The organism is Pontibacillus sp. HMF3514, assembly GCF_009858175.1.
Classification (GTDB): Bacteria; Bacillota; Bacilli; order Bacillales; family BH030062; genus Pontibacillus.
Genome location: NZ_CP047393.1, coordinates 1,405,867 through 1,429,533 on the forward strand (window position 1 = coordinate 1,405,867; position 23,667 = coordinate 1,429,533).

Below are 23,667 nucleotides of genomic sequence, written 5' to 3' on the forward strand. Positions count from 1 at the left end.
AGATCAATGGCACTAAATGTTACACAGAAATTGATTCAAGATCATCTTTTATCAGGAGAATTAACACCTGGTGAAGAGATTGGGTTAAAAATTGATCAGACGTTAACCCAAGACGCAACAGGTACTATGGTAATGTTGGAGTTAGAAGCGATGGGACTCGATTATGCCAAAACAGAAGCTTCAGCTCAGTACGTTGACCACAACCTCATTCAGGAAGATAGTAAAAACCCAGACGACCATCTATTTTTGGAAAGCGCTGCACAGCGGTTTGGCTTGTACTTCAGCCGTCCAGGTAATGGGGTAAGTCACCCTGTCCATATGCAACGCTTAGCGAAACCTGGCCAAACCTTGCTTGGTTCTGACAGTCACACGTGTGCAAATGGCTGTATGGGGATGCTTGCAATGGGAGCAGGTGGTATTGACGTTGCAATGGCAATCGCAGGAGAGCCTTTTTATGTCAAAATGCCTGAAGTATGGGGCATCTATGTGAAAGGTGAGCTTCCAGATTGGGTAAGTGCAAAAGACGTTATTTTAGAATTACTACGCCGTCACGATGTAAAAGGAGGCGTTGGCAAAGTACTTGAATATTACGGACCTGGCTTGAAGAACTTATCAGCTATGGACCGTCACGTTATTGCCAACATGGGCGCAGAGCTTGGTGCAACAGGTACCGTTTTCCCATCTGATGAAGAAGTGAAGCGCTACTTAAAGAGTCAAGGCCGTGAAGAAGATTGGAAAGAAATCGTAGCTGATGATGGAGCGAAATATGACCTTCATGAAGAAATCGACCTTTCAGAATTAGAACCTATGATCGCAAAACCATCAAGTCCGGGTAATGTGGTTCCTGTTCGAGAAGTAGCAGGAGAGCCGATTTATCAGTCTTATATCGGATCTTCAGCAAACCCAGGATACCGCGACTTTGCTGTAGCTGCTGAAATTGTAAAAGGAAAGCAAGTTGCACATGGTGTGTCTTTTGACATTAACCCAACTTCTCGTCAAATGCTTACGGACTTAGTGAAAAACAATCATATGGCGAGCCTTTTACCAGCTGGCGCACGCTTGCACCAAGCAGGTTGTAACGGCTGTATTGGAATGGGGCAAGCACCTGCAACTGGCCGAAACAGTTTACGTACTACACCACGTAACTTCCCTGGTCGTTCAGGAACAAAAGAGGACAGTGTATTCTTATGTGGACCAGAAACAGCTGCTGCATCAGCTTTAACAGGGAAAATTACGGACCCGCGTGATTTAGAGATGGAATTTCCGGATATCTCAGCACCTGATAATCCAACGATTGATATGACGTTATTGGATAAACCGAAGCTACCAGAAGAAGCAAAAGAGATAGAGCTTCAAAAAGGACCAAATATTGCGTCCATTCCTGAAATGGATGAATTACCTGATGAAATGGAACTACCAATTCTGCTGAAAATGGGAGATAACATTTCAACTGATGAAATCCTAGCAGGTGGCGCTCGTGTGTTACCTTACCGAAGCAACTTACCAGAGATCAGTAAGTTCACATTCGAAATTGTTGATGACACGTACTATGATCGTGCGATGGAAATCAAAGATCAAGGCGGTCATGCAGTCGTGGGTGGCTATAACTACGGACAAGGTTCAAGTCGTGAACACGCTGCATTAGCTCCTCGATACCTTGGCTTACGTGTTGCGATCGTCCAAGACTTTGCTCGTATTCACTGGCAAAACCTAGTGAACTTTGGCGTACTTCCACTGACATTCAGCACAAGTGAAGAAGCCGAAAAACTAGAACAAGGTGATGTTCTGCAATTTAGTGGTTTACGTGAAGCAATCCAAAATGGCCAAGAAATTAAAGCGAAAGTTAAAGATAAAAATGAAGAAATTAACCTGCGTCATACATTATCTGTTCGCCAAGTGGACATGATGCTAAAAGGAGGACTCATTAACTGGGTCCGCGACCGAGAAAAATAAAAGAGGAGTGAATCCCTTGGCAAAAGACATGCGATGCCGTGCATGTGACGGCTCCGGTTTATTAATGGATGATGAAGAATGGCGCTACACTTGCACGATTTGCGGTGGAAGCGGAGAACTCATCGCCGGAAAACCAATTGAGCAAGACGGTAATTTTGAAGTAGACGAAATGAATCGAACACTGGAATAGTCATTAGAAAAAGGCACTCCATCTGGGGTGTCTTTTTCTTGTGGTATTGAAGAAAAGGGGACACAATTTAAAAAAATTCCCTTTTTAAAATTCCCCCTATTTTATACGATATAATAAAGAAACAAAAAGGGAGAACAAACATGATATTGAATAAAGATTGCGTCCTATGTAACATAAACCAAGACCCAGAACAGCAAATCCTATTAGAAAATGACCATTGTCTTTATATTCAAAAGCTTTCTGAACAAGAAGTTCTTGAAGGAAGCGGTCTCATTATTCCTAAAAATCACGTTGAGACAGCTTTTGATTTATCTTCAAAAGAGTGGTCAGCTACGAAGGAATTAATGGATCAGGCGAAAACTATGCTAGACGAAACATATGCTCCAGATGGGTATAGTGTCGGGTGGAATGTGTACCCCATAGGAGGACAACATATCCCGCATGCACACCTCCATATCATTCCGAGATTTAAAGATGAACCCTATGCAGGACGTGGCATTCGGTATTGGATGAAGCAAAAAGAGAATAAACGAACATAAAAGGAGGAGTATGTGGAGAAAGGGTGCTGGGGGAACTGCACTGTTATTGAATAGAGGCTTTAGGGAAAAGGTGAGCAAAATATGTTCACCTTATTTCTTATTCCTTTTTCTCAACATACCTTTTTAATCCATCTAGTATATCCTTTGCGATTTTGTTGGTCATACCTTGAAAAAGCTTGCCCATAAATTTCGCAAAGCGATTGTGATACTCAACTTCATATCGCTGCTCGACCAAAGTCATTTCACCTTGATCAGTTAAATGGTAGGAGACAGTCATTGTAAAGGCTTTGTTCATGAGTTGATAAGAGAATAAACTTGGTTCTGTAACCTGCAGATTTTTCCCTTCGTATGTATTGGTCATTTTGCCTTCTTTCTGTTTTTGTTGAAAAGTAGTGCCCTCATTTTGTTCACTTGCTGGATCGTTATAAGTAATAGAGATGACATCCCTTGTCCATTGTTCACGTTCAGAAGCAGTTGCTATCGTTTGAAAAACGGTTGAGAGCGGAGCATTGATTGTCACAGAGTATTTCATTGATATTCCTCCCAATATAGTAATGCTATTTCCAGAATTTATGTGTAATTTTATTTTAACATTAATTCGTGTAACTGAGGTGATGTAGGAGGAGGGTGGTGAAATATATACATAGGTTAACATCACGATTTACCAAGGATATTCGTAATAGTAAGAGGCATACCAACCATAAGGAGGTGTGTTTCATGGCTAGACGAAACAAAATATTAGTTCCAGAAGCCCGAGATGGATTGGATCAGTTGAAAGCAAAATTGTCCAATTCACAAGATCCGAATCAGGCTAAATACGAAATAGCTAAAGAGCAAAATGTTCCTTTGAAGGAAGGATATAATGGTGAGCTGAAATCGAAAGATGCTGGTAAAGTAGGAGGCCAAATTGGCGGGAGTATGGTCCGAGAATTGGTTAAGATGGCTCAGCAAAACTTAGGTGAGAAAAGTAATAACTAAAGGCAAACCTACCCGATGGGGTAGGTTTGTTTTCTATCGTGAAGCGACACCTTTTTCAAATTTTCTTATCACTTTATCTTTATTAAATGTAATCGCTGCAAAAGAGTTAGGAGCTTTACCCTCCCATATGTAATGTACAGTGTTGTCAGACTTTTTACTGTCAGCTTTACCTTCTGATCCAACAATTTCAACTACCTCTTCATAGGACATGCCTTTTTCAATTTTATGGTATTCTTTGTTTGTAATGAGTTTCGCATCTTCTTCACTCTCAGCGCTGCACCCAATCAGAAAACATGAGAGAATAAAGGAAATGAATATGAACTTTTTCAATACAATCTCCCCTTATATAAAAGATTAGTTTCTATTTTTACGATTTCAATGAAGAAAGGATTCGTTTTATATGAAAAATTCTGTAAATGTTCAAGAATACGATGCATTAGGACAAAAGAAGTTATTGGATGAGGGCCATATTACGCCATTTGAATTAACTGAGTTTTACATAGATAAAATTAATGAAAAGAATCCAGAGTTGAATGCGATAGTACATACGATGTTTGATGATGCTCTAGACAAAGTGAAGCAAAATGGTTTTCGAGAAGGAGCTCTAGCAGGTTTGCCATTCTTAATAAAAGATTTGAACCCAGTAGCTGGATATAAAGCCACCTCTGGATCACGCTTATTAGAAGATTTTGTACCAGGAATAAGCGATGAAACAGTTGAAAGGTTCCGACGTGCAGGACTTAACTTTTTAGGGAAAACCAACACTTCTGAATTTGGCTTTTTGCCCACAACAGAGCCTGAGTTATTTGGACCTACACGAAACCCATGGGATTCTCGATTGTCTGCAGGTGGTTCAAGTGGAGGGGCTGCAGCCGCTGTTGCCTCTGGGATGATTCCATTCGCTCATGCAAGTGATGGGGGTGGTTCAATTCGCATTCCAGCATCTGCTTGCGGATTGTTTGGATTTAAACCATCTAGAGGACAATTGCCGTATTCCATGTATATGAATCATCTGGCCGTAAATCATGCGTTAACACGATCAGTTAGGGATAGTGCAGCCTTACTTGATGTTTTGCATGGAGAAGCGCCAGGGGAACTCTATCCAACGTTTCAGTCTGATGGCTTTTTAAATGCTACAAAAGAACATCCAGGTAAGCTGCGTATCGCTGTAACACCTGATTTTGGTGGGCACGTATCCATAGATGATGAAACGAAAAAGGCTTTTCAGCAATCTGTGCAACTTTTGAAGGATTTGGGGCATGAAGTAGTTGAAGCTTCACCACAATTTGATTTTAAAGCGGTTGCAGATAATTTTATTAAAGTTTGGGTTGCTGGAGGAGCTGTTGTCATTAAGCATTTAGGAAAGGTGAATGGAGTACAGCCTGGTCCAGATCATTTAGAACCGTTGTCTTACAACGTTTATCAGCAAGGATCAGAATTATCAGCCCTCGAATATGAGGAAGCTCGTGTGTTATTACAGATGGAGTCTAAAAAATTGCTGAATTTCCATGATCAGTATGATATCTTGCTTACGCCTGTTTTAAATAAGCTACCAGCACCTGTGGGATCATTTAAACAAACTTCCCCACAGGCGATGTTTACGAACTTTACGGATTACTGCAGCTTCACACCAATCTCTAATGTAACGGGTCAGCCTTCTATGAGTATGCCACTATATTGGACGGATGAAGGCTTACCAATCGGTGCACATTTTACAGGCCGCCTTGGTGAGGATGAGCTTTTGTTTAAGTTAGCTGCTCAAATTGAAAGGGAGAAACCGTGGCTTACGAAATATAAAGAAGTGTAAGAAAATAAGGTGGGAAACACAATGGCTGTTTTTTTCATTACGGTGAATATCATGGCTTCCATTTTTATTTTTATTGCCGCTTTGGTCAGTGAGCATGTACTAGTAGCAAATAATTTTAAAAATATGGTTCGCCTAATCGTCTGTCTATTTATTAGTTGGTTTGGTCCCTATTTAATCATCGATGTAGTTGGGGGATTTCCTTATGGAGAGAGCTTTCTAAGGAATAAAGTGTTTTACGTATTAGGTGCTTCGGTTATAGCATTTGTGTGTTGGCAATTAGTTTTCTACGATTTATTTGGTGATGTTGATGAAGGATATGAATTAGATTAATCAAAACCACCAAGCTACTGTAGCTTGGTGGTTTCATATATTACAATTAATTTTAATTTTAACCGAGATTCTAGTGAGTCTTCTTCACTCAAAAAGAGAACTTCCTCACTAATTAATTGATCTTCTTCACTTAAAAAGAGAGCTTCCTCACTAATTAGTTGGTCTTCTTCACTTAAAAAGAGAGCTTCCTCACTAATTAATTGATCTTCTTCACTTAAAAGAGAACTTCCTCACTAATTAATTGATCTTCTTCACTTAAAAAGAGAACTTCCTCACTAATTAGTTGGTCTTCTTCACTTAAAAAGAGAACTTCCTCACTAATTAGTTGGTCTTCTTCACTTAATCAGACAACTTCCACACTTCTTTGCTACTTTGTCCTTCCCCATGCCAGCCTTATACCACTATATGTAACAATGCCAAACACATTTAACAAAATCTTCACACCCGTGTAAGTAGGGGAATAAGAACTTATGTAGAAATGTGTTACATAATGAGTTGGAAAGGTACTTGAGCTCACCTGTTTACCCATAGGGGTATATGTGTTATGATAAATCATGTAGTTAAGATATTGATTTCTTAATATAATCAAAATTACACTAAAAACGTGAAAGAGAGGGATTTTGCATGTTACTAAAGTATTTTTATGATGAAAAATTAGCTCAAGCTTCTTATATGGTCGGATGTCAAGCGACAGGAGAAGCATTAGTGGTGGATCCGTCTCGTGATATTCAAGCATATTTAGACACAGCTAAAAAAGAAAACTTAACCATTACAAAAGTAGCCGAAACACACATTCATGCTGACTTTGTATCAGGAGCTCGCGAACTAGCGACGCAAACAGGTGCAACAGCTATGCTATCTGGAGAAGGTGGAGAGGATTGGTCTTATCAATTCTTAGATACCATCAACCATGAGCTTGTTTACGATGGCAGTAAATTTAAAGTTGGTAATGTAACGATTGAAGTTATGCACACTCCTGGTCACACGCCAGAATCTATTTCATTCGTTCTTTATGATCGTGATCAAGATGCACCTATGGGTATCTTTACTGGTGACTTTGTCTTCGTTGGAGATGTGGGTCGACCTGATTTACTTGAAAAAGCAGCAGGTCTTGAAAACACATCAGAAATTGGCGGACGTGAAATGTTCAAATCTCTAGAACGCTTCAAGGCTCTTCCTGACTATATGCAAGTATGGCCTGGGCACGGAGCTGGAAGTGCTTGTGGTAAAGCTCTTGGAGCAATTCCATCTAGCACAGTTGGCTATGAGAAAATTACAAACTGGGCACTTGCGTATGAAGATGAAGATGCATTCGTAAAGGACCTTGTTTCAGAACAACCAGAGCCACCTAAATACTTTGCTGTTATGAAAAAGGTAAATAAAGAAGGACCAGCGCTTTTAAGTGAGCTTGGTGAACCAACTCATAAGAGCTGGAGTGCTGAGGAATTAGGAGAACAACTTCGTAACGATCTACAACTTATCGACACACGTCCAGCGGCTCAATTCGCTGAAGAGCATATTCCTGGAACGATCAACATTCCAAACAACAAGTCCTTTGCAAATTGGGCAGGTTGGCTAGTGGATTATAATAAGCCTGTTTACCTGATTACAGAACAAGATCAAATAGAAGATTTAACAAAAGCACTGCGTTCTATTGGAGCTGACAGTGTAGCTGGATTTATGACACCAGCAGAGCTTACCGAGCTTAAAGTAGAAGGCATGGATATGGAATCTTATAAAGTAACAACTCCAGAGGAAATTGCTGAAAGTATTGAAGCTGGAGATGTTCATTTACTAGATGTGCGTAATCAAAATGAGTGGGATGCAGGACACATTCCACAAGCACAACACATTATGTTAGGTTACTTGCAAGAACGAATTGATGAAGTTCCTACAGATAAACCAGTTGTACTGCAATGTCAATCTGGTGGTCGTTCTGCAATGGCGACAAGTATTCTACAAGCAAATGGCATTAAAGATGTAATCAATATGCAAGGTGGGTTTGGTGCTTGGTCTAAGCGTCAACTTCCACAAACATCATAAAAACTAAAGCTAATCCCCTTGAGTGAAACGCTCAAGGGGATTTTTATGAGAGATAATTATAAATGAAAAAGCCGTATTGCACTAGGATATACCTATGCAATACGGTCTTTTAATTATCTCCAAGGATTTATATTTATTCACTTAATTTGCTACACCTGTTTCGATATAGCTGCGCACGAGCTTCCATTCATTTGTCATAAAAAGAGAAGGTAGATCCCTATATTAGGAATCTACCTTCTTCTTTCCTTTTTGCAAATATAGATAATTGATTTCTGCTCCAACCATAAGAATTAATCCTGTTAAAAAGAACCAAAGCATTAAAATAATGACGCCTCCTAGGCTTCCATAGGTGGCAGAGTAGTTTGCGAAATTACTAATGTAGAAAGAAAATGCTAATGAAATAACCTGCCATAATAATGTTGCAATTAATGCACCAGGTAAAGCGACTTTAAATGGATTTTTAGTGTTTGGTGCAAAGTGATATAGCAACATGAGTACAAATGCCATTACAACAATACTGATGATCCAACGTAAAATTTGGAATAGGATTACTGTCTGTTCAGGTAAGTTTAAGATAGATTGTAAATATTGAATGATGACGTCTCCGAATACTGGAAGAATTAATGCGATAACAATCGCAAAAATCATACCAAAAGTTAAGGCAATGGAAAGGAGACGGACTTTTATAAAAGATCGTTCTTCTTGAATGTTGAACGCAAGATTTGTAGCTGTGATAAATGCATTCATACCGCTTGATGCTGACCAAATTGTACCCAGAATACCTACTGTTAGTAAGCCACCTTTAGGGTTTTGAACGACTTGAATAATGTTTTCTTTAAATGCATCTGCCGTTTCACTCGGGATCATTGATTTTATAAAAGATAATGCTTGTTCTGGATCAATATTTAAGTAAGGTAAAATCGAGAGCAAAAGGATTAACAACGGCACTATAGAGAGTAAGTAATAAAAAGCTTGAGCTGCAGCTAATAATGGTACATTGTCTTTTTGAAATTCATGAATGAAGTTTTTGATCGTTGATATCATAGCGCGCCTCCAAGAAATATAGTTTACAGTCTATATCCCCTTGATGAAGATGATATAATCTGATTCTTTAAAATCAACTGTGTTAAAGGTGATTTTATGAAAATTTGGTATATCCATGAAAAAAGCCCCCAGGTCTTGTTAAAACTTGGGGGCTCTAGCTTTATTCTTGTGCTTTGGTGTTTTTAGGTGTTGTGCTTACTGTTTTAGATTTTACGTTATCTGGATCCAATCCGTATCCGAGTGAACCGTACATTGCACCTTGGTTTGGATCCACGAGCTCGTAATTTTCAAAGTAAACACGAGGTGTGTTCCATAAGGCTTTTAAGGCTTTGCCCATAGGCATCTCATGGTATCGTTCTGGCCACATTTCTTTAATGTGTTTCTTAACTAATGGATAGTATTTCGGACTCATACCTGGGAATAGGTGGTGCTCTGTATGGTATGAGAAGTTAAAGTGAATCACGTCAACCCATTTTGGAACTGTAACGGTTAAGCTATTGGCTAGCGGATCGTTAACAGGTACAAGTGGGTTCAGTCGGTGATTCGTAGAAATATATGCCATGACAATAAAGTTTGCAATGAGTAATGGAATCAAGAAAGCAAATACCCATTTTTCTAGACCCATAACGAAAATGAGGCTTATCCATGTTGCCCAAGGCAAAGCAATTTGAAGCCACACTTTTGGTTGGGTTTTAGGTTTGAATTCTTTAATATACATCGTAAACATTTTCATGGAGTGTGCTGTGAACTGAACCGTTAATGATGCAAAGCTGAAAAAGGCACGAACTGAAAATGGTAAGCGGTAAACCCAACGGAAAGCTTTCATTTTAGAGATTTTTTCTAAGGTTGGCCATGCATCTGGGTCATTTTCTTCATGCTGCGTATGAACATGGTGCTCCATGTTATGCCACTTTCTCCAAAGCTTTGGACCTGTTGTTAAAGGGAAAAAGGCGATGGCGCCAAGTATATCTCTAAGCCAAGGCTTTCGTACAACAGTTCCGTGTAAGATTTCGTGTCCTAGAAATCCCAATCCTGCAAAGCTAAATCCAATTACTACGGAGAATAGCAGGTTAATTAAAGGATGGAAATTCAGTAATCCAATCAATAGAAAAGATGCGACGGTAATAAGCAGGTAGGCTAGTCCACCGAAAAGACGAGCGGGTACAGGTTTAAATGCGTCTTTAGGTAGATGTTTTTTGACATGTTTCGCATACCAACTAAAGGAGTGAAGTTCTTTCATGATAGCTGGCTCCTTCCATAAGTCGTTATATATTCTTATTATGGTACATTTTTGTATGACTTATTAGTGGTAATCGTATCAACGAAAAATGTCAGAAGTCAATGAAAATTATTACCTGGTATTAAAGATTGGTACTATTTCCACGTCTTTGTAAATTACAACATGAAATTTTTATTGCAATCCTTTCTTCGCTCTCATATGATGATAAAGACAGCTAGAAAGGGAGATCTAATAATGGCTTGGGATCTATTAAATATTATTGCCGTTGCAGCATTTGCTTTTAGTGGGGCAATTGTAGCAATGAGTGAGCGTTATGATATATTTGGTGTATTTATTTTAGGATTGGCAACCCCTTTTGCAGGTGGAATTGCACGTAACCTATTTTTACAAGAGCCTGTTGTACATATTTGGGACCAAGGCTTTTTGCTTTATGTTGCAGTTGGTACCATTTTAATCGCCTATTTCTTTCCGAAAAGTTGGGTCATGCTCTGGGATCGATGGAATGTGTACACTGATGCTATAGGTCTGTCCGCTTTTGCCGTTCAAGGTGCACTCTTTGCGGTCCAGCAGGATTACAGTTTAGGACCGATGTTGTTCTGTTCGACGATAACGGGTGTAGGGGGCGGTGTTGCTCGTGACGTCTTAGCACAACGCAGGCCGATGGTGCTGCATCAGGAAATCTATGCGGTTTGGGCTATGTTAACCGGACTTTTTATCGCAATTGGATTTATCGATGCTTCAAGCGTAGTACAATTGTATATTCTGTTCTTTGTTATGATTGCGATGAGGGTGCTCTCCTACCATTTAAATTGGCACTTAAGGTTCCGAGATCTCTATCGGTTATGATGTATGAATATTAGGGGTAAGGTAAAAATTGAAACGTTTAAACTCCTCAATCGTATGGAATAGTGACAACAAAAGGCAGAAAGGGTGCTATACATGAGTGAAAAAGGTTGCGTAAAATGCGGAAGCACGGATGCAGGAACGAAGGATGTATCCATGACAGGAAGCGGATTAGCTAAAATGTTCGATGTTCAAAATAACAAATTTACCGTGGTCTATTGTAAAAACTGCGGTTATTCCGAATTCTATAACCAAAATGCATCACTTGGATCCAACGTATTTGATTTCTTCTTTGGTTAAGAATTAAAAGCTCACTGCGAAAAGTGGGCTTTTTTTATGCACTATAAACTTTCTAGAAAATAGTCTCGAAGTCCTGAATACGAAAAAAATCTGTAACCTACTGGAATTTTGATCGACAAATAGTGTAGAATTCAGCTATTGCATGATGCAACATTGAGGACTTATAGAATGTTTATTTAGCGGTATGATGTGTAAAAGAATTATAAAATGCGTAAGGGGATGAGCAACATGAAAAAGCTACTCACTGTTTCTTTTGCTTGTATGCTTCTTGCTGTTGGATGTTCCAACGGTGATGATCAGCAGGCAAATACAGATCCATCGGTTAATGAGGATCAGGAAAAACAAGAAAATAATGAGAATGAATCAAAAGATGAAACCAATCAGGAAACAAACGAACAAGAAGATAACCAAGCTACCGAAGAGAAAAATCAAGACGAAGAGGATCAAAATGAGGAAGGTAATGACATAGAAACTTCAAATGAAGATGAAAACAAACCTTCTTTAACAAATGAACAAGCCAAAGAAGCTGCTGTTCAAGCGGAAACTTCTTTAAAAAAGATTGTGAATAGTACAGAAGGAGATTCCTTCAAAATGAAGGGATATGAAACAAAAGAAGACATCGTAAAAGAGCTTACCAATGTTATGTCACAAAATCTAGCCCAATCTTTAACTGATGCCTTTTTTGTCATGCGAGACGGAACCTTGTATCTTGAACCAAAAGGTGGACCGCTTTGGTTTGAAAAAGGTGTGGACTTTAAGCTGAAACACCCTAGTGATAAAGAATATGTCATCGTTCAAGAACAAAACAATGAAATGTCTGGTAATGTCGTTATGCATTATACGTTAAAATATAATGGGGAAAACTGGGTTTTAGACCAAATGAAAAGTCAACGAAAGAAACAAAAAGACGTATCAAAAGTAACAGAAGAGCAAGCGGTAGAGTTAGTTCGTAAACAAATTGGCGCGCAGGATGAGAGTGTGAAAATCGAATTCGATCATATGGATGGAAATCGATATGTCATTCACGTATATGAAGTGGTTGAGCAAGAAAACAACACACATACAGCAACAAAAGGCTGGTATTATGTAGATCAAGATACCGGAGAAGTTGCGAATATGATGAACTAAAATAGATTGAGCGCTCTATCAAATAGGGGGCTCTTTTTATATTTAAAGGAATAAATTCAGATCATGTAGAATCCCTTTCTTATAGATACTTTAAAAGATTAGTCCAAAGGAGATAAATATGGAGAGAAAAATTGCAATTATAACTGGCGCCTCAAGCGGTTTCGGTTTTCTTTCGGCAATTTCACTAGCAAAACAAGGGTACACGGTTTATGCCACAATGCGTAATCTCGAAAAAGCAGTGATGTATGAAGAAGATCATATCCCAATCGAAATAAGAGACCTAATTCATATACACCAATTAGATGTGACGGATGAAAGCTCCGTTCAAGAATTGAAGGATTTAGTCTCTTCCATTGGTAGGGCGGATGTTTTGGTTAATAATGCAGGGTTTGCTGGGGGAGGTTTTTGTGAAGAGATTACGATTCAGGAATACCGAACTCAGTTTGAAACTAATGTTTTTGGCGTTATGGCTGTAACCCAAGCAGTTCTTCCAGTAATGAGGGAGCAAGGCTTTGGAAAAATCATAAACATGAGTAGTATAAGTGGCCGTGTCGGTTTTCCAGGGGTGTCGCCATATGTCTCGTCCAAATTTGCACTGGAAGGATATAGCGAAAGTCTTCGCTTGGAAATGAAACCTTACGGCGTTCAAGTCGCGTTAATCGAGCCTGGTTCATTTAAAACGAATATATGGTCCTCTGGAAAACAAGTATCGGAGAAATCTCAACAACCTTCTTCACCATATGCTTCTTATATGGAACGAATCAATAAGCATTTAGATGAAAGCAAGGATGATATGGGAGACCCTCAAGACGTTGCAGACTTAATCGTTCTCCTGGCCCAACAAAATGAATTAAAGAAGCTACGGTACCCAGTAGGAAAAGGGGTAGGGTTTATGTTGAAACTGAAAAAGTGGTTGCCATGGAATAAGTGGGAACGTGAGATTTTGAAGCGGTTGTAATAATCATAATTCCCACGCCTTGGGAAGGGAATCCTACGCTCGAGGAAGAGAATCGCACGCCCAGAGAAGAGAATCGCACACCTGAGAAAGAGAATCTCACCCCCAAGAAGTAGAATGTCCGAAAAATATAAAACCGCTCAGATCCATCTCTGAGCGGTTTTGTCATGAGATTTATTAACAAATGGTATCTTTAGGATCTGGATTTTTCAGTCCAAATAGTGGACGTAGGAATAAGGCTAGATACGTTCCAGCTAGAGCCATGATCATCCATACCCAACCGTGTAGACTCATAGATGCGATGCCGCCGAAGTAAGCACCGATATTACAACCAAATGCTAGGCGTGCACCATATCCCATGAGGATACCACCAATTATCGATGCCATAGCGACGCCTGGCTTGAATGATTTTGGCTTAAATGAACCTTGTGCTGTAGCAGCGATAAAGGAACCTAAAATAATACCAAAGTTCATCACACTAGTAGAATCAAGTAGTACGGAATCTGTTAGCTGTTGTGTGCGGCCAGCCCAGTAACCCCAACTACTTACATCTACCCCTACAGCCATTAACGCTTTAGATCCCCATAGCGCAAATGCTGACGTAATGCCCCATGGATTACCTCGAACTGCAAGTGTAATTCCGTTCAGTACAGCTAATACGACAGCCGCAACGAGTAGTGGCCATGAACCACGAACAAGCTTTTTCCAACCAGATGTTGTTGCTAGAGGCTTCATTTTAGGTGGATTTTTCTTTTTTGCAATCTGTACTGTAATGCCGTAGATCCCTGCGAAAATAATGAGTTGAAGCACTACACCACCTACATAGCCAAAGCCAGTTGATGTAGCAAGTGAAATGGCTCCTAGACTAGGCATTGCGTCACTTGTCCACCAAGGTAAGTGAAGGGCACCAATGGTAGAGCCAACAATAAATCCAATCAACGTGACGAAAAGGGACGCTTTTCCTCCACCCACATTGTATAACGTACCAGAAGCACAACCGTTACCAAGCTGCATTCCGATTCCAAAAAGGAAGGAACCGAAAACAACACTGATCCCTACTGGGAAGACATACCCAGATGGAGAGTTTCCTGTAAAGCTAAAACCTGTAGCAAGAATGATGCCAAATAATATTGTTGTAACAGCAAGCATCAGCATATGTGCTTGCAATCCTTGCACATTTCCGACTGAAGTTAAGCGCCGGAAAGCTGATGTGAATCCAAAACGTGCGTGTAATAATGTTAAGCCAAATCCGATTCCGATGATAAACAATAAACCTTGCGTCCAGGAAGCTACAGCAACTGTTAGTGCAAAAAGAATAACGGAAGCTATTACACCTAAGAATACCAGCGGTTTTTGGACCGGATTTAAAGGCGAAATGACAGTAGTAAAGTTTTTATTTGTATTCGTTGCAGTTTGCATGGAGTAAACACCTCAATCCTTATAGATTTAGTGCGGATTAATGACATACCGTATCATAATACGATTAGGCTATTTTGTAAATGGTTGTGCTTGAATGATAGGAATAAGCATAAAATGGAATGATTATTCCATTTTCCATTGATTAGTAGGTTGCTGTTTTAGTAGGATAAAGATATTGTTCATTAGAGAGGAGTCTAACTATGAGTTATGAAGAAGTAGAAAGACCAGCCGGATTTTGGATTCGTTTCGGAGCTAGTCTTTTGGATGGCATTATTATATTGGCTATCCTTGGCACGATTAGCCTTATATTATTCGGTGATTTTGATTATACGAAGTCCGTATCCTTAAGTTTAGTTGAATTCTTGTATATGTTGTTACTTCCTGTATTCTGGTATGGGTATGTTCTCGGAAAAAAAATCTGTGGCATCCGTATAATAAAAATGGATGGAAGTAATGTAGGAATAGTGGCAATGCTATTACGTCTAGTCGTTGCAGGAATTATTTATGCCTTAACATTGGGCATTGCACTTATCGTAAGTGCATTTATGGTAGGATTACGTGAAGATAAACGCGCAATTCATGATTTCATTGCAGGCACCTATGTAACACATATGCCACCAGAAGCTTAAACCCTTTTAAAAAGGTTCGTTTATAATCGATCATCAGAAGGTACTCTATATAGTGAGGTGATCGATGATGATGGAAATATTTAATGTACGAACAAAACAACACGATGAAATGGTGGATATTACACAGGAGCTAGAAGATTGGATTCGCCAGCAAAATGTCCAAGAAGGGGCACTTATTGTGCAATCCCTACATACAACGGCTGGGATAACGGTTAATGAAAATGCTGATCCTGATGTGAAGTCCGATATGCTTATGCGCCTTGATGAAGTGTACCCTTGGGACCATCCAAAAGATAAGCATGGTGAAGGGAATACTGCTTCTCATCTGAAAACAAGCACAGTTGGATCCAGTGAGACCATTCTCATTCATGAAAGAAAGCTTGTACTTGGAACATGGCAAGGCGTATATTTTTGTGAATTTGATGGACCACGTCAGAGGAAATATGCAGCTCGAATTATAAGTCAATAAGACAAACAGTCCCATGTGAGTGAAAAGAAACTTACATGGGAGTTTTTATTTTTAATAGGTGCCTTACATAAAAGAATGCTAAAATATGTATATAGATGAGGGGGAGGGAGAGAAAGCTGAAACAGATTATTAGTATAGTGCTCTTTTTCTTGTTTTTACGAATCATTTATACCGTAGTCGATGCTTTTGTTGATCACTTTCTTGAGTATCATCTTCTAATGGATCTTTTTATAATTTCATTGGTAGTGTTAGCTTCTTTTATATTAGCTAAACTTGCATATGATATGCTGTTACGCCAGGAAAGAAGGCACCTCCCACCTAAAAGAAGAGCAGTAATTGTATCAGTGCTTGCCGTTCTTTTTGTTGTGAATTTTGCTTATCAATATTGGGATGATCATCGTAAAAAATCCGTTGAAGCGGTTCTTAGTCGTTACAGTGAGCCTGAGGTTGTTACATTAAATCTATTTTCGGATGGTTATATATCACAGTTGGAACAAGAAGAGGGCATTAAAGAATTGTTACATTTCCTTAACCAATATAAAATTCAAAAAGTTAAGAGTGGTGGGTTAGGTAAGGTTTATAGTATTGAATGGAAAAACGATTCGTTCTTTTTGGGACCGGCAGCTGTACTTATAAGCATTAAGGAAAACGAGATTTCTATAAATGAAGACTATTACAAAGTATTAAATGGTCCAGTTGATATGGAATGGTTTCAAGATTTTTATAAAACGTATAAACCTGAAGAACCAAGCTAAGAAACTTGAACTCTGGGCTTGGTTCTTTTCAATTTAATACCTCTAAAAGCCATTAATATAACATCCAAATATCAGTCTCATGCTGGAAGGACAATTGTTGATAGATCCCCTCTAAATGTTGCAAAGCTTCTTCATAAAATAAATAAGGAGTCTTCTCTTGTTGATGTAAATGTTTAACCAAAGCCTTTAGGCAGTGCATACCATATCCTTTTCCTTGATGATCATACTCGGTATAAACTGCTCCAATTAAGGCATATTTGTCGGTTTCTGAGTGAGCAAGTGCAGCTGACACGATCTTGTCCCCATCTCTCCGAACAAATATAGATCCTTTCTCAATTATATGTTCGATACGTTCTGGAACCTCAATCATGATGTCTTTGCCCTCATAAAAAGAAATGAGCTCAGGGATATCTTCTTTTGATGCTCTTTCCACATGTTTCGCTATATCTCCGTTATTATATCGTTTTATTGGAAGAAATCCATATCGATACACATGAACGTCACGCCCTGTAATTTGTCCAAGACGTTGTATATAATCATGTCGCCCGAATATGTACATGGATGACGTTTCTGTAAGCATGTCTTTAAAGTAATCATGAATATATAGAGGGTTTTGAATCGCGAACCCTGTATTAAATGGGCTAAAATACAAAGCTCCCTCTAGATTGTTGTCATTAAACTTTCCATAGAAGCCGAAACGTTCGTCTTCATTTGATAGATAGGGAAGGTATTCATAGAATTGGAGATTGTTAACTTCATCTTCTTGGATGATCTCAAGTAATTGGGATAAGTCTTTTTCTTCTAATTTTCTTAGCAATCTATTCGCCTCCTACTCTATATCATTATACAGAAACCTTCTCTAAGTCCAAGTCAGACGGGTTCATGTCGTTGTTAGTCCTTGTGAATAAAATAACATTATTCACCATCTAATTATGTGCCTTAATTGGTTCGCCCAGGTGTCCAGTTTGTGTTTGGTGATAAAATGCTTAAATTAAGGCTTAATGCCTCCAGAAGTAACTCGTCATTTGGAGGAGGTGTTTTCAGCAACTGGAGAAGCAGGAGTAAATATTCTAGTAACATCAGGTTATCGCTCCTATGATCGTCAGAATTAACTTTTCCAACAAGAAGTAGAAGATAAAAATCCCATACAGCGTACATACTGTATGGGATTTAATTAATACAAGGGAACCTCAAAATAAAAGGAATGCACTGAACCGTCTGATTCTAACCATATACGACCATCATGCTTCTCAACAATCTCTTTTGAAATAGCTAGGCCTAAGCCAGAACCACCTGTAGTCCGGCTGCGGGATGGGTCCGTTCGGTAAAATCTTGAAAAAATCTTCTCTTGCTCAGACTCTGAAATCGTTTGTCCTTGGCCTGTAATAGATATTCGATAGTATTGATCTCTAAATTCGCCTTTAATCCATATGGCATCTTCACCTTGATAGTACTGAATCGCATTATCTAAGAAGTTGCTCAATACCTGCTGAATTCCAGAAACATGATACCAACAATGATGCTGATCATCGTCATCACAATATCACTACGTATGATTAAAGGACCTAATGTCCAAGCAGATGGCATGGGATCACCCTTACGTCAAATAAATTGGTACATGTTAAATGTACATGACTTGTGTGAAAGTTTTATGAAAGACCATAATAAAGAAAATGGTTATTTGAAGGTTAGAGGAGAGGTGTTCGATTGCAAAAAAATAACGAAAATCCAGAAGATACAAGAGAGCGGATGAGACAGGAAGAATTAAAGAAAAATCCTGGTGGAAATTTGAATGACGGTTTTAATAGGGATGACCACATGAATCTAGTGGATTTGGTTGGCGGTTTAGGTTGGAAAAAAGCAAGATTACTCATGTTGGTTATCATTTTGGCTTTTTTTATTTTACTTATAATTGTTTAAAAAACGCCCAGAGTATCTCTGGACGTTTTAAGTGTTCAAGAAGCAGATTCTAACCCACTCTTAAAAGCAGCAAGATGATTTTTGGAGCCATCTCTTAAATTGGTAAAGACACGCTTGGCATCATCAGGTATATCTGCTTCTGCCAGTTTTTCATACATGGCGATATTGTCGATTTCGCCTTCTACACCGGCTTCAAACGCTTGTTTTAAAGTTGTTGGTGTTGGTGTATATTGTTTGGCGAAGTTTTTAGGAATATCAATGTCGTACTTTTGAAACAACCGAACGAGTGCATCAATGTGACGTTGTTCGGCTACTTTTATATTCGTAAATGGAAAGGTAGGTCCGAACTTTTCGATCACAGCTTCATAACGTGCTTGGGCTAAATATTCGTCTTGAATCGCATAGGTTAGAGCTTTTTCCAATGTTATATCATCTTCTTGTAAAGCTCCTTTTGCACCATAGTCTTCTGGAACTTCTGTCTGAGCTGAGATGACAGAAGACATGATAAACGAGAGCAGCATAATACCAATAAAAATCAAACGTATTTTACGTGAAAGAAGCCATTGCATGTTTGTAATCACTCCTATTTAGTTACTTACTATAGGTTTTGTGATTCAAGAAAAAACATGTATTTAAAATAAATTATTTTCTTCTATGAAGTTTAATCTCTCTAAAATGATGGAACACTATTTAGGACAATCTTCAAAAGGGAGTTGAGCAACATGGATACAAATGACATCAAGAATAAAGTAGAAGAAGTTTTAGATCGGCACAAGGTAGGCACACTTGCAACTGTTCAAAATGGTATTCCTCACTCTCGCTACATGACGTTTCACCATGAAAATTTAGTCCTATATACAGCTACTGATAAAGAGACCCATAAAGCAGAAGACCTACGTAAAAATCCAAATGTGCATATTTTAATCGGTTATGACGGAAAAGGGTTTGAGGATCCTTATGTTGAAATCGAAGGGAAAGCGATTATAAGTGATTCAAAAGATCTAAAGCATACATTATGGAATGATTACATGAAACATTGGTTTAATGGTCCAGAAGATCCAAATTATGTCGTCCTTGAAATTCATGCAAACCAGTACCGTTTGATGAATGTTAAAGGAGAAAAAAGCCCACTAATTTTGACGCCGAAAAATTCATAAAAAATGTGATGTGATACCTGGGGGAGCATTTCCCTCGGGATTTTTACGTTTATAGGGTTAAATTATATAAAGGTTCAAGCTCTTTTCATTCCTCTGTATAATTAACATACATGTAATTAATGCAGATCGAGACATTGATCAAGAAGTTCGTGATTTTTGTGAGCATTTCAATTTGGAGAATACATCTTACATTCGAAAAGCACAAGAAACACCAGCTGAATTTTCAGTAGATGGATTAAACTTAATGTTTGGATATTATCAGACGAACCTCCCCAAACTATTAAAGCGCGTAGAAAGTAACACGTTTTTAGCCTATGCCACCTTTAACGAAGTGGATGAGATAGAACAAAGATACACGAAAAAATACATAAAAAGATGGACTAATGGTGGGAAACTTTCACTTCGGCCAGTGAATGGAGGGCATTATGTTCATTGGACGGATGAAAGACTCTTAACAGAAATCCATGACTTTTTAAGGGAAACATGAGAGGTGGGATACCATGTACGCAGTTGTAGGTTACTTTGGACCTCAAACCGAAGAGCAAATTCAAGAAATTTGGAAAGACTTGAGCGAGCAAGGCATTTCAGATTACGCCTATAGAGTAGGAGGCAATCGACCTCATATAACATTTGCGGGTTATGATGAAGTAGATGAGTCCTCGTTTATAACGGATCTTGAGTCTTATTATGATGATAAAGAAGCTGTGGATGTAGAGATGAATGTACTCGGAACATTTATAGGGTCTAGTACGTTATTTATAACTCCAATCATGACCAAAGAACTTCTAGATTTTCACTGTGATCACCACGAAGCCTTCCATTCCTATCAAGATAACCCAGAATCTCTTTACCAACCAGGGAAATGGATTCCTCATTGTACGATTGCGAATTATTTAGAAGGAGACGCTTTACAACAAGCGTTTGATTATTGTTCAAAACAATTAACCCCATTAAAAGCAACCATACAAGAAATTTCGTTGATTAAAGTGGTTAGGGAAGATGGTGAGGTACAAGAAGCAGTGAATTTGTTCTCTGTGGCATTGAAATAGAATAAAGTTGAAAAAGAGCTTGGAAAATCTTCAAGCTCTTTTTCATGTAATCTCTAAATAGAAAGACGAAAAGCTTTTACAATAATACCATCATTTGCTGGCTGAAAGTCGTGTTGAGGTAATCGTTCAAAACCATATCGTTCATATAAAGAGATAGCATCATTCATAAATTCACCCGTGTGTAAACCAATAAAGTTATACCCTTTCGCTTTCGTTCTTTTAATACATTCATCAATCAGAGCTGTAGCAATCCCTCTTCCTCTTGTCTCAGGTGAAACAGAAAGAACTCGAATTTCTGGGTAATCCAATGTATCTACATACCCTTCGTAAGCGTCCGTTTTTGCAGGAAACAGTGCTATACTACCCACGATAGATTCATCGATTTCCGATACAATTAATTCAACACCAGGTTGTTGGTCTGCTTTGGAGGAAATAGCTTTCTTTAATGCTTTCCAGTGTTCTTCTGGTATAGATTGGATATGATCTCGGTAAGCTTCAACTCTTTGTTCTCTTATTGCTGGGATTTCTTCTTCTTTTGCATCGCGTATAATCATCGTTTTTGGACTCCTATTTCTCATTTTGGATCATTTATTATTTGTTTATTATTCTTCCTATACATCCTCTTTACATTTGTTTAAAAAGAGGGGGGGGGAGCATTATTCATTATCGCATTCTATGATTATTAGGAAATAATAGTCAAGGATAATACATTATCAATTTTGCTCTAAGCGTTTGGTCAGTCTTGCATGTTTATTGTAAAATGCATAATATTTTGATATAATTGGAATGTGTATGGTGATAAATTTTAATTAATAAGGAGGAGAATAAAGTTCTATTGGTTGTTGTAGGAACTGGGGCAGATTTAGAATTCGTACATAATGCGACTCTATCCATTACAGCGATTGATTTTCTCCTGAGATGCTCCAAAAAGCAAAAGAGAAGTACCCAAATTCATCGATACAATTTATGGAAATTGACGCTCAGAATATGAGGTTTGATGATCACTAATTCGACATCGTTAATCAGATGTTTCTTGTGCTCAACTAAATGTAAAAGAGGGGGAAGTTGTGTCTATTCTAGATGATAGCTGTTCAGGCTTTACCCTAATTTAAAAAAATGGTGATATTGGTTGGATAAAGAAAGGGATAGTTGAATAGAATTGTTTTATGAATAGAAGAGCCTCATTATAAAGGAGGAAAACCTATTCATTTACTTACCACTATTAATTTAGTAGAATATGTTTAACGAACGATTTTGAAATCGCTTTCTTTCTTCGTCCTCAGTAGAATACTAGGTCTTACATACTGAAAGTGGTGTTGAATGTTTCAGGTTGGCAGTTCAAGGAAACAGTTTTGGGGTTATATAATGTGGGCTTTTAAAAGCTAGCAAAACTTTTATATAAAAGGAGACTGTAAGTATGCGAATTAACTTAAAACATTACATTAATGGTGAATGGGTAGATTCAACAGGTTCAGAAAAAGAAGATGTGATTAACCCAGCTACTGAAGAGGTTATGGGGACAATTAGTATGGGTACAAAAGAAGATCTAGATAGAGCAGTAGCAGCTGCTCGTGCGGCATTCCCATATTTCTCACAGACTTCAAAAGAAGAGCGTATTGAAATGCTTGAGAAAATAGCTGAAGAGTACGCTAAACGAAAAGATGAACTAATTGATGTTATGACAGATGAACTTGGTTCTCCACTTAAAATCTCCGAAAAGGTACATTACAACATGGGATATGCTCACTTTTCACAAGCTGCCAAATCTCTAAAGGATTTCAAATTCGAAGAGGATCGTGGCGGGCATACCGTTATGAAGGATTCTGTAGGGGTTAGTGGACTAATTACACCTTGGAACTTCCCAACAAACCAGACGTCAACAAAGATTGCTAGTGCTCTCGCGGCAGGTAGCCCAGTCGTATTAAAGCCTTCCGAGTTAACACCGTTTGCAGCTATTATTCTAGCAGAGATTATTGACGCAGCAGGTGTTCCAAAAGGCGTATTTAACCTTGTAAATGGTTCAGGTGAAGTGATTGGTGATGGCATTAGTTCTCACCCTGATATTGACCTCGTATCCTTCACAGGTTCTGTTGGTGTAGGTACTAAAATTATGCAAAATGCTTCTCATACAATTAAGAGTGTTTCACTTGAATTAGGTGGTAAATCACCACTTGTTGTATTAGATGATGCAGATGTAGAAGTAGCTGCTAAAACAGCAGTTAATAACATTGCGATGAACTCAGGGCAAGTTTGCTCCGCAGCAACAAGAGTTTTAATCCCTGCATCTATGAAAGAGTCATTTGAAGAAGCGGTTAAAAATGTACTAAATAAATTCCCTGTTGGTAACCCAAGAGAGAAAAGCTTTGTAGGACCACTTGTTGCTCAAAAACAATGGGACCGTGTTCAATCTTATATTGAAAAAGGGATTGAAGAAGGTGCAACACTACTAGCTGGTGGTACAGGGAAACCTGAAGGACTTGAGACAGGATACTATGCAAAACCAACTGTCTTCACGGATGTAAAAAATGATATGACAATTGCTCAAGAAGAGATCTTCGGACCTGTTATGTCAATCATTACGTATGACACAGTAGACGAAGCGATCGAGATCAGTAATGATGTTGTGTATGGCTTGGCTGGATATGTAGTTGGCCAAGACCCAGATACACTTAAGAAAGTAGCTTCTAGCATCCGTGCTGGCCGAATCGTGGTCAATAACGCAGCACCAGACTTTGCAGCACCATTTGGTGGGTACAAACAATCTGGTATCGGACGTGAGTGGGGCGACCATGGTATTGATGAATTCCTAGAAACAAAAGCTATTCTAGGGTTTCCTTCATAATTAGATATGAAACAAAGGCATGAGTGTTTTCACTCATGCCTTTTTAAGTTTTAAAATAGTGCTAATAAATTGATAAC

At 38.6% G+C, this 23,667-nt stretch carries 29 protein-coding genes; 20 read left to right on the plus strand and 9 right to left on the minus strand.

All coding sequences use genetic code 11. The annotated features are described in order from the left end of the window. Positions 1-6: 6 nt before the first annotated feature. The 3 genes from GS400_RS07290 to GS400_RS07300 all read left to right on the plus strand — a co-directional run bounded on the left by GS400_RS07290 (position 7) and on the right by GS400_RS07300 (position 2,682). Positions 7-1,953 carry an aconitate hydratase gene (locus GS400_RS07290; RefSeq protein ID WP_160100409.1) on the plus strand — a complete coding sequence of 649 codons (1,947 nt, stop codon included), beginning with the start codon at positions 7-9 and terminating at the stop codon, positions 1,951-1,953. Positions 1,954-1,960: 7 nt separating this feature from the next. Next, positions 1,961-2,143 (plus strand): hypothetical protein, encoded by a 183-nt coding sequence (locus GS400_RS07295; protein ID WP_370519766.1) that lies wholly within the window; start codon positions 1,961-1,963, stop codon positions 2,141-2,143. A gap of 140 nt (positions 2,144-2,283) precedes the next feature. Continuing rightward, the gene (locus GS400_RS07300) at positions 2,284-2,682 is read left to right on the plus strand and encodes an HIT family protein (protein WP_160100413.1); all 399 of its coding nucleotides are present in this window, start codon (positions 2,284-2,286) and stop codon (positions 2,680-2,682) included. 97 nt (positions 2,683-2,779) lie between these two features. Here the strand turns inward: GS400_RS07300 and GS400_RS07305 are convergent, their stop codons facing one another. Then, complete coding sequence (locus GS400_RS07305) at positions 2,780-3,214, minus strand: SRPBCC family protein (protein ID WP_160100415.1); 435 nt, start codon at positions 3,212-3,214, stop codon at positions 2,780-2,782. Positions 3,215-3,399: 185 nt separating this feature from the next. Here GS400_RS07305 and GS400_RS07310 point away from each other — a divergent pair, with 185 nt between their 5' ends. Next, positions 3,400-3,660, plus strand: a complete 261-nt coding sequence (locus GS400_RS07310; RefSeq protein ID WP_160100417.1) for an alpha/beta-type small acid-soluble spore protein — start codon at positions 3,400-3,402, stop codon at positions 3,658-3,660. 33 nt (positions 3,661-3,693) lie between these two features. On the opposite strand, the gene GS400_RS07315 is transcribed toward GS400_RS07310, so the two are convergent. After that, entirely contained in the window at positions 3,694-3,990 is a 297-nt protein-coding gene (locus tag GS400_RS07315; RefSeq protein WP_160100419.1) for a DUF3862 domain-containing protein, read from the minus strand. A gap of 70 nt (positions 3,991-4,060) precedes the next feature. Between GS400_RS07315 and GS400_RS07320 the strand changes: the two genes are divergently transcribed. The 3 genes from GS400_RS07320 to GS400_RS07330 all read left to right on the plus strand — a co-directional run bounded on the left by GS400_RS07320 (position 4,061) and on the right by GS400_RS07330 (position 7,840). Further along, positions 4,061-5,467 carry an amidase gene (locus GS400_RS07320; protein WP_160100421.1) on the plus strand — a complete coding sequence of 469 codons (1,407 nt, stop codon included), beginning with the start codon at positions 4,061-4,063 and terminating at the stop codon, positions 5,465-5,467. A gap of 21 nt (positions 5,468-5,488) precedes the next feature. Next, complete coding sequence (locus GS400_RS07325; RefSeq protein ID WP_160100423.1) at positions 5,489-5,797, plus strand: hypothetical protein; 309 nt, start codon at positions 5,489-5,491, stop codon at positions 5,795-5,797. Positions 5,798-6,421: 624 nt separating this feature from the next. Then, positions 6,422-7,840 (plus strand): MBL fold metallo-hydrolase, encoded by a 1,419-nt coding sequence (locus GS400_RS07330; protein WP_160100425.1) that lies wholly within the window; start codon positions 6,422-6,424, stop codon positions 7,838-7,840. Between the two features lie 222 nt (positions 7,841-8,062). Here GS400_RS07330 and GS400_RS07335 read toward each other — a convergent pair whose 3' ends face one another. Next, complete coding sequence (locus tag GS400_RS07335) at positions 8,063-8,884, minus strand: YihY/virulence factor BrkB family protein (RefSeq protein ID WP_160100427.1); 822 nt, start codon at positions 8,882-8,884, stop codon at positions 8,063-8,065. A gap of 160 nt (positions 8,885-9,044) precedes the next feature. Beyond that, on the minus strand, positions 9,045-10,124 hold the full coding sequence (locus GS400_RS07340) for a Delta(10) desaturase DesB (protein WP_160100429.1): 1,080 nt from the start codon (positions 10,122-10,124) through the stop codon (positions 9,045-9,047). Positions 10,125-10,322: 198 nt separating this feature from the next. On the opposite strand from GS400_RS07340, the gene GS400_RS07345 reads away from it, so the two are divergent. The 4 genes from GS400_RS07345 to GS400_RS07360 all read left to right on the plus strand — a co-directional run bounded on the left by GS400_RS07345 (position 10,323) and on the right by GS400_RS07360 (position 13,353). Beyond that, entirely contained in the window at positions 10,323-10,970 is a 648-nt protein-coding gene (locus tag GS400_RS07345; protein ID WP_370519767.1) for a trimeric intracellular cation channel family protein, read from the plus strand. Between the two features lie 93 nt (positions 10,971-11,063). Further along, positions 11,064-11,267 carry a zinc ribbon domain-containing protein gene (locus tag GS400_RS07350; RefSeq protein WP_027445605.1) on the plus strand — a complete coding sequence of 68 codons (204 nt, stop codon included), beginning with the start codon at positions 11,064-11,066 and terminating at the stop codon, positions 11,265-11,267. A gap of 228 nt (positions 11,268-11,495) precedes the next feature. Then, positions 11,496-12,395 (plus strand): PepSY domain-containing protein, encoded by a 900-nt coding sequence (locus GS400_RS07355; RefSeq protein WP_160100433.1) that lies wholly within the window; start codon positions 11,496-11,498, stop codon positions 12,393-12,395. Between the two features lie 118 nt (positions 12,396-12,513). After that, positions 12,514-13,353 carry an oxidoreductase gene (locus GS400_RS07360; RefSeq protein ID WP_160100435.1) on the plus strand — a complete coding sequence of 280 codons (840 nt, stop codon included), beginning with the start codon at positions 12,514-12,516 and terminating at the stop codon, positions 13,351-13,353. Between the two features lie 174 nt (positions 13,354-13,527). On the opposite strand, the gene GS400_RS07365 is transcribed toward GS400_RS07360, so the two are convergent. After that, a complete protein-coding gene (locus tag GS400_RS07365; RefSeq protein ID WP_160100437.1) occupies positions 13,528-14,769 on the minus strand; it encodes a YeeE/YedE family protein in 1,242 nt (413 codons plus the stop codon). A gap of 200 nt (positions 14,770-14,969) precedes the next feature. Between GS400_RS07365 and GS400_RS07370 the strand changes: the two genes are divergently transcribed. The 3 genes from GS400_RS07370 (at position 14,970) to GS400_RS07380 (ending at position 16,622) form a co-directional block, all read left to right on the plus strand. After that, entirely contained in the window at positions 14,970-15,398 is a 429-nt protein-coding gene (locus tag GS400_RS07370; RefSeq protein ID WP_160100439.1) for an RDD family protein, read from the plus strand. Positions 15,399-15,465: 67 nt separating this feature from the next. After that, positions 15,466-15,867, plus strand: coding sequence for a secondary thiamine-phosphate synthase enzyme YjbQ (locus GS400_RS07375; RefSeq protein ID WP_160104545.1), 402 nt, complete (start codon positions 15,466-15,468; stop codon positions 15,865-15,867). A gap of 149 nt (positions 15,868-16,016) precedes the next feature. After that, entirely contained in the window at positions 16,017-16,622 is a 606-nt protein-coding gene (locus GS400_RS07380; RefSeq protein ID WP_160100441.1) for a hypothetical protein, read from the plus strand. 52 nt (positions 16,623-16,674) lie between these two features. Here GS400_RS07380 and GS400_RS07385 read toward each other — a convergent pair whose 3' ends face one another. Continuing rightward, positions 16,675-17,439 carry a GNAT family N-acetyltransferase gene (locus tag GS400_RS07385; RefSeq protein WP_160100443.1) on the minus strand — a complete coding sequence of 255 codons (765 nt, stop codon included), beginning with the start codon at positions 17,437-17,439 and terminating at the stop codon, positions 16,675-16,677. Positions 17,440-17,623: 184 nt separating this feature from the next. On the opposite strand from GS400_RS07385, the gene GS400_RS20470 reads away from it, so the two are divergent. Beyond that, on the plus strand, positions 17,624-17,734 hold the full coding sequence (locus GS400_RS20470) for a M15 family metallopeptidase domain-containing protein (RefSeq protein ID WP_160100445.1): 111 nt from the start codon (positions 17,624-17,626) through the stop codon (positions 17,732-17,734). A gap of 62 nt (positions 17,735-17,796) precedes the next feature. On the opposite strand, the gene GS400_RS07395 is transcribed toward GS400_RS20470, so the two are convergent. Further along, positions 17,797-18,117 (minus strand): sensor histidine kinase, encoded by a 321-nt coding sequence (locus tag GS400_RS07395; RefSeq protein WP_255454189.1) that lies wholly within the window; start codon positions 18,115-18,117, stop codon positions 17,797-17,799. 212 nt (positions 18,118-18,329) lie between these two features. On the opposite strand from GS400_RS07395, the gene GS400_RS07400 reads away from it, so the two are divergent. After that, entirely contained in the window at positions 18,330-18,542 is a 213-nt protein-coding gene (locus GS400_RS07400) for a DUF6366 family protein (protein WP_236561189.1), read from the plus strand. Between the two features lie 35 nt (positions 18,543-18,577). Here the strand turns inward: GS400_RS07400 and GS400_RS07405 are convergent, their stop codons facing one another. Then, positions 18,578-19,111 carry a ferritin-like domain-containing protein gene (locus tag GS400_RS07405; RefSeq protein WP_236561190.1) on the minus strand — a complete coding sequence of 178 codons (534 nt, stop codon included), beginning with the start codon at positions 19,109-19,111 and terminating at the stop codon, positions 18,578-18,580. 153 nt (positions 19,112-19,264) lie between these two features. Between GS400_RS07405 and GS400_RS07410 the strand changes: the two genes are divergently transcribed. From GS400_RS07410 to GS400_RS07420, 3 genes are all read left to right on the plus strand, one after another. Beyond that, positions 19,265-19,699 carry a pyridoxamine 5'-phosphate oxidase family protein gene (locus GS400_RS07410; RefSeq protein ID WP_160100449.1) on the plus strand — a complete coding sequence of 145 codons (435 nt, stop codon included), beginning with the start codon at positions 19,265-19,267 and terminating at the stop codon, positions 19,697-19,699. Between the two features lie 172 nt (positions 19,700-19,871). Then, on the plus strand, positions 19,872-20,186 hold the full coding sequence (locus GS400_RS07415; protein WP_160100451.1) for a hypothetical protein: 315 nt from the start codon (positions 19,872-19,874) through the stop codon (positions 20,184-20,186). A gap of 13 nt (positions 20,187-20,199) precedes the next feature. Further along, positions 20,200-20,748, plus strand: a complete 549-nt coding sequence (locus GS400_RS07420) for a 2'-5' RNA ligase family protein (RefSeq protein WP_160100453.1) — start codon at positions 20,200-20,202, stop codon at positions 20,746-20,748. A gap of 53 nt (positions 20,749-20,801) precedes the next feature. Here the strand turns inward: GS400_RS07420 and GS400_RS07425 are convergent, their stop codons facing one another. Further along, a complete protein-coding gene (locus GS400_RS07425) occupies positions 20,802-21,302 on the minus strand; it encodes a GNAT family N-acetyltransferase (protein ID WP_160100455.1) in 501 nt (166 codons plus the stop codon). 863 nt (positions 21,303-22,165) lie between these two features. Between GS400_RS07425 and GS400_RS07430 the strand changes: the two genes are divergently transcribed. Beyond that, positions 22,166-23,590, plus strand: coding sequence for an aldehyde dehydrogenase family protein (locus GS400_RS07430; protein ID WP_160100457.1), 1,425 nt, complete (start codon positions 22,166-22,168; stop codon positions 23,588-23,590). Positions 23,591-23,667 lie beyond the last annotated feature (77 nt).

What these genes read in the sequence shown, in the direction of transcription:
- GS400_RS07410 (WP_160100449.1), top strand. Translation starts at nt 19,265, where the DNA reads ATGGATACAAATGACATCAAGAATAAAGTAGAAGAAGTTTTAGATCGG.
- GS400_RS07345 (WP_370519767.1), top strand. Translation starts at nt 10,323, where the DNA reads ATGATGATAAAGACAGCTAGAAAGGGAGATCTAATAATGGCTTGGGAT.
- GS400_RS07350 (WP_027445605.1), top strand. Translation starts at nt 11,064, where the DNA reads ATGAGTGAAAAAGGTTGCGTAAAATGCGGAAGCACGGATGCAGGAACG.
- GS400_RS07335 (WP_160100427.1), bottom strand. Translation starts at nt 8,884, where the DNA reads ATGATATCAACGATCAAAAACTTCATTCATGAATTTCAAAAAGACAAT.
- GS400_RS07405 (WP_236561190.1), bottom strand. Translation starts at nt 19,111, where the DNA reads ATGCAATGGCTTCTTTCACGTAAAATACGTTTGATTTTTATTGGTATT.
- GS400_RS07430 (WP_160100457.1), top strand. Translation starts at nt 22,166, where the DNA reads ATGCGAATTAACTTAAAACATTACATTAATGGTGAATGGGTAGATTCA.
- GS400_RS07360 (WP_160100435.1), top strand. Translation starts at nt 12,514, where the DNA reads ATGGAGAGAAAAATTGCAATTATAACTGGCGCCTCAAGCGGTTTCGGT.
- GS400_RS07290 (WP_160100409.1), top strand. Translation starts at nt 7, where the DNA reads ATGGCACTAAATGTTACACAGAAATTGATTCAAGATCATCTTTTATCA.
- GS400_RS07375 (WP_160104545.1), top strand. Translation starts at nt 15,466, where the DNA reads ATGATGGAAATATTTAATGTACGAACAAAACAACACGATGAAATGGTG.
- GS400_RS07370 (WP_160100439.1), top strand. Translation starts at nt 14,970, where the DNA reads ATGAGTTATGAAGAAGTAGAAAGACCAGCCGGATTTTGGATTCGTTTC.
- GS400_RS07325 (WP_160100423.1), top strand. Translation starts at nt 5,489, where the DNA reads ATGGCTGTTTTTTTCATTACGGTGAATATCATGGCTTCCATTTTTATT.
- GS400_RS07355 (WP_160100433.1), top strand. Translation starts at nt 11,496, where the DNA reads ATGAAAAAGCTACTCACTGTTTCTTTTGCTTGTATGCTTCTTGCTGTT.
- GS400_RS07330 (WP_160100425.1), top strand. Translation starts at nt 6,422, where the DNA reads ATGTTACTAAAGTATTTTTATGATGAAAAATTAGCTCAAGCTTCTTAT.
- GS400_RS07425 (WP_160100455.1), bottom strand. Translation starts at nt 21,302, where the DNA reads ATGATTATACGCGATGCAAAAGAAGAAGAAATCCCAGCAATAAGAGAA.
- GS400_RS07310 (WP_160100417.1), top strand. Translation starts at nt 3,400, where the DNA reads ATGGCTAGACGAAACAAAATATTAGTTCCAGAAGCCCGAGATGGATTG.
- GS400_RS07420 (WP_160100453.1), top strand. Translation starts at nt 20,200, where the DNA reads ATGTACGCAGTTGTAGGTTACTTTGGACCTCAAACCGAAGAGCAAATT.
- GS400_RS07320 (WP_160100421.1), top strand. Translation starts at nt 4,061, where the DNA reads ATGAAAAATTCTGTAAATGTTCAAGAATACGATGCATTAGGACAAAAG.
- GS400_RS07300 (WP_160100413.1), top strand. Translation starts at nt 2,284, where the DNA reads ATGATATTGAATAAAGATTGCGTCCTATGTAACATAAACCAAGACCCA.
- GS400_RS07305 (WP_160100415.1), bottom strand. Translation starts at nt 3,214, where the DNA reads ATGAAATACTCTGTGACAATCAATGCTCCGCTCTCAACCGTTTTTCAA.
- GS400_RS07340 (WP_160100429.1), bottom strand. Translation starts at nt 10,124, where the DNA reads ATGAAAGAACTTCACTCCTTTAGTTGGTATGCGAAACATGTCAAAAAA.
- GS400_RS20470 (WP_160100445.1), top strand. Translation starts at nt 17,624, where the DNA reads ATGCCTCCAGAAGTAACTCGTCATTTGGAGGAGGTGTTTTCAGCAACT.
- GS400_RS07365 (WP_160100437.1), bottom strand. Translation starts at nt 14,769, where the DNA reads ATGCAAACTGCAACGAATACAAATAAAAACTTTACTACTGTCATTTCG.